Below are 4,885 nucleotides of genomic sequence, written 5' to 3' on the forward strand. Positions count from 1 at the left end.
GCAGCCAGACCACTCCGGCTGACCAACAGCAGACTCCGCACACCATGCTCGGCCACCAGATGACGCGCCACCACACGACCCAGACCACCCGTACCGCCAGTGATCAGAACCGTTCCTGAAGTGTTCCAGGAGACGTCGGCAGTGCCCTGCGCATCCGCTCGGGCAAGACGGGCCGCGAGAGCCTGACCCTCGCGGAGGAGCAGCTGAGGCTCGTCGGAAGCGAGTGCCTTCGGCAGCACCGACACATCAGCATCGCCGTCCAGGTCCACCAGGCCGAAACGGCCCGGGCTCTCCGACTGCGCCGACCGGATCAGCCCCTGGACCGCGGCGCCGGCGAGGTCCTCGCCGACCGTCGCGCCCTGGGTCACGAACACGAGGCGCGAGTCCGCGAACCGAGCGTCCGCGAGCCACGATTGCACCAGATCCAACGCCCAGGCAGCCGCGGCGTGCACGGACTCCGCGGTGTCGGCGTCGAAGGACGGTGCGACCAGTACGACCTCGGGGACGTCCGCCTCCGTCTTGGCCAGAGCATCGAGATCCGCGTGGGCCGGCAGGGAGAGCCCGTTCAAGAGCCCCTTGGCGTCCTTGCCGAGCACCGCGAGCGAACCGACGGGCTCACCGGTGAGCTCGATGCGAGCCCAGTCGAGGGTGAAGAGGGAGTCCCGGCCGCCGCCTGTCCTCAACTGGTCGGCGGAGATCGGACGTACGACGAGCGAGTCGACGGAAGCGACCGGGGCTCCGGCCGAATCCGTGATCGCGATCGACACACCGCCCTCGGTACGGCTCAGGCGCACCCGAACCTGCGAGGCGCCGGAGGCGTGCAGCGACACTCCGCTCCACGAGAACGGGACGCCCCCCTCCTTGTCTCCCCCACCCAGCATCGACGCGTGGAGTGCGGCGTCGAAGAGGGCCGGGTGCAGACCGTACGCACCACCGTCGACACCCTCGGGAAGCCGGACCTCGGCGTAGACGTCGTCGCCGAGCTTCCAGGCGGCCTGGAGGCCCTGGAACGCCGGACCGTAGGCGAACCCGGAGTCCGCGAACTGCTCGTAGCAGTCGGCAACATCGACCGGCTCAGCGCCCGTGGGCGGCCATGTCGTGGTGTCGAACGCCAACGGCGCAGCACCACTCGTCAGCGAACCGCTGGCATGGAGCGTCCACAGCTCCTCACCCTCACGCGAGTGCACCGCCACGGCCCTACGACCCGCATCATCCGGCTCACCCACCCACACCTGGACCTGCACACCGCCACCAGACGCCGGCAGCACCAGAGGCGCGGCAAGCGTCAGCTCCTCCAGCACATCGCAGCCGACCTCATCAGCCGCACGAAGAGCCAACTCCACCAATGCCGTACCCGGCACCAGCACCGAGCCCATCACCACGTGATCCGCCAGCCACGGATGCGAGGAGGTCGAAAGCCGGCCCGTGAACAACAGACCACCGGACCCCGCCAGCTCCACCGCCGCACCCAACAACGGATGCCCCGCAGAACCCAGACCCGCGAACCGCACATCACCCGCACGCAACGCCCCACCCGCAGGCCAGAACCGCTCACGCTGGAACGCATACGTCGGCAGATCAACCCACCGAGCACCCGCACCGGCGAACACAGCCGCCCAGTCCACACCTGCACCCTGGACGTACAGCTGGGCCAGGGCTCCGATGACGGCTGTCTCTTCGTCCTTGTTCTTGCGCAGGACGGGAACGGGAGCAGTCCCTTCAGGCAGGCTTTCCCGGGCCATGGCCGACAGGACGCCGTCCGGGCCGAGCTCCAGGAACCGCGTCACACCTTCCGCGCTCAGAGCCCGTACCCCGTCCGCGAACCGTACGGCCTCACGGACGTGACGCACCCAGTAGTCAGCCGAGGACAACTGCCCCGGCTCGGCGAGCCGACCCGTCAGATTCGAAACCACCGGAACCACCGGCGCACCGAACGACAAGCCCGCGACGACCGCCCGGAATTCCTCCAGCATCGGCTCCATCAACGGCGAATGGAAAGCGTGCGACACACGCAACCTGGTCGCCTTCCTTCCTCCGTCCTCGAAGTGCGCCGCGACTGCCAGTACGGCCTCTTCGGTGCCGGAGACCACGACCGACGACGGACCGTTCACCGCCGCGATCGACACCCCCTGAGTCAGATACGGGAGCACTTCGGCTTCTTCCGCCTGGACGGCGACCATCGCGCCGCCCTCGGGCAGGGCCTGCATCAGCCGGCCCCGCGCCGCCACCAGCGCACAGGCGTCCTCCAAGGAGAACACCCCCGCCACGTGTGCGGCCGCGATCTCACCGACGGAGTGACCGGCCACGTACTCCGGCCGCACACCCCAGGACTCCACCAGCCGGAACAGCGCGACCTCTACGGCGAACAGCGCCGTCTGGGCATAAGCGGTCTGGTTCAGCAACTCCGCGTCATCACCCCAGACCACCTCCCGCAACGGACGCTCCAAGTGCTCGTCCAGCACCGCGCACACCGCGTCGAAAGCATCCGCGAAGACGGGGAACCGGCCGTACAACTCCCGGCCCATCCCCAACCGCTGCGAACCCTGACCCGAGAACAAGAACGCCGACTTACCGGCACTCACCACACCCACGGCCACACCCGGGCCGGTGTCACCGACGACGACTGCTGACAGGGCACGGACCACGTCGCTTCGTTCCGTACCCCACACCACCGCACGGTGGGTGAAACTCGACCGGCCCACGGCCAGCGAGTGCGCCAGATCCACATCCCGAAGGTCGGGTTCGGCGTCGAGGTGGGCGAGCAGCCGTGCCGCCTGGGCCCGCAGGGCCGTCTCCGACTTGCCGGACACGACCAACGGCACGAGCCTGTCCATGTCTGCTGCCGGATCCTCGGCCTCGGTCGGCTCAGATACCGGCTCGGGCTGTTCCAGGATCACGTGCGCGTTCGTCCCGCTGATACCGAACGACGAGACACCAGCACGCCGCGGCCCGTCACCCTCCGGCCAAGCAGCCGACTCGGTCAGCAGCTCCACCGAACCGGCCGACCAGTCCACGTGCGACGACGGCGCATCGACATGCAAGGTGCGCGGAAGCTCGCCATGACGCATCGCCATGACCATCTTGATCACACCCGCGACACCCGAAGCGGCCTGCGCGTGACCGATGTTGGACTTCACCGAGCCCAGCAGCAACGGACGGTCCTCGGGGCGGTCCTGACCGTACGTGGCCAGGAGCGCCTGGGCCTCGATCGGGTCACCCAGCCTGGTCCCCGTACCGTGCGCCTCCACCGCGTCGACATCCGCTGTCGACAGGCCGGCACTCGCCAGCGCCTGGCGGATCACCCGCTGCTGCGACGGACCGTTGGGAGCAGTGAGGCCGTTCGACGCACCGTCCTGATTCACAGCACTGCCGCGCACTGTCGCCAGGATCCGGTGTCCGTTGCGGCGGGCGTCGGACAGCCGCTCCAGCACCAGCATGCCCACGCCCTCACCCCAGCCGACACCGTCAGCCGCATCGGAGAACGCCTTGCACCGACCGTCCGCCGACAACCCACGCTGCCGCGAGAACTCGACAAACGTCGTCGGCGTCGACATCACCGTGACACCACCCGCGAGCGCCAGCGAGCACTCACCCGACCGCAGCGACTGCGCCGCCCAGTGCAGTGCCACGAGGGAGGACGAGCACGCCGTGTCGACCGTGACCGCAGGGCCCTCGAAGCCGAAGGTGTACGACACCCGGCCGGAGGCGATGCTGCCCGCGCTGCCGTTGCCCTGGTGCCCCTCGAACTCGGGCCCGGAGAAGAGGCTGGCGTAGTCGTTGTACATCACGCCCGCGAAGACACCGGTCTGGCTGCCGCGCAGGGTCGCCGGGTCGATGCCCGCCCGCTCGATCGCCTCCCACGTGGATTCCAGCAGCAGACGCTGCTGCGCGTCGGTCGCCAACGCCTCCCGGGGACTCATCCCGAAGAACGCCGGGTCGAACTCGGCCGCCTCCTTCAGGAACCCACCCGCGCGGGTGTAGCTCGTCCCTGTGTGCTCGGGGTCGGGGTTGTAGAGCGCTTCCACGTCCCAGCCGCGGTCGGCCGGGAAGTCGGACACGGCATCCACACCGTCCGACACCAACCGCCACAGGTCCTCGGGCGACGTGACGCCGCCGGGGTAACGGCAGCTCATCCCGACGATCACCACCGGGTCGTCAGCGACGACCGCCGGTACCAGCACCGGCGTCGGTATCGCCGTCTCCACACCGAACAACTCGTCCAGCAGGAAACCGCCCAGGGCATCGGCCGTCGGGTAGTCGAACACGGCCGTCGCCGACAGCCGCAGGCCGGTCACGTCGTTGATCCGGTTGCGCAGCTCGACGGCCGTCAGGGAGTCGAAACCGAGGTCCTGGAAGGCCCGGGTCGGGTCGATCTCCGCGGACCCGGCGTGTCCGAGGACCATCGCGATCTGGCCGCGTACGACGTCCAGCAGTGCCTCACGCCTGTCCGCCGCGGACAGCCCGGTCAGGCGCTGCACGAGCGTGGACGCGGCCGCTGAGCCGGCGGCCGAGGTGCGCCTGGTGTTGGTACGGATCAGGCCGCGCAGGAGCGGTTGCGGCTCGCCTTGCGCCCGCAGGACCGCGAGGTCCAGGCGGACGGGGAGCAGCATCGGTTCGGTGGCGGCGGTGGCGAGTGCGGTGTCGAAGAGGGCGACACCCTCCTCGGCCGACAGGGCCGGCATGCCCGAGCGGGCTATCCGCTGGAGATCAGCCTCCGTGAGAGTGCCGGTCATCCCACTGTCCTGCGCCCACGGACCCCACGCCAACGACACAGCAGGAAGACCCTCTGCCCGGCGGTGATGTGCCAAGGCGTCGAGGAAGGCGTTGCCGGCCGCGTAGTTCGCCTGACCCGCACTGCCGAACGTACCCGCCACGGACGAGAACA

The 4,885-nt window shown here is 69.4% G+C and carries 1 protein-coding gene; it reads right to left on the reverse strand.

Annotation, left to right across the window (positions count from 1 at the left end):
• Nucleotides 1-4,885, reverse strand: a 4,885-nt coding sequence (locus AB0435_RS33830; protein WP_366428702.1) for a beta-ketoacyl synthase N-terminal-like domain-containing protein, incomplete at both ends; no start/stop codon positions are given.

The organism is Streptomyces sp. NPDC051173 (genome assembly GCF_040689515.1).
Classification (GTDB): domain Bacteria; phylum Actinomycetota; class Actinomycetes; order Streptomycetales; family Streptomycetaceae; genus Streptomyces.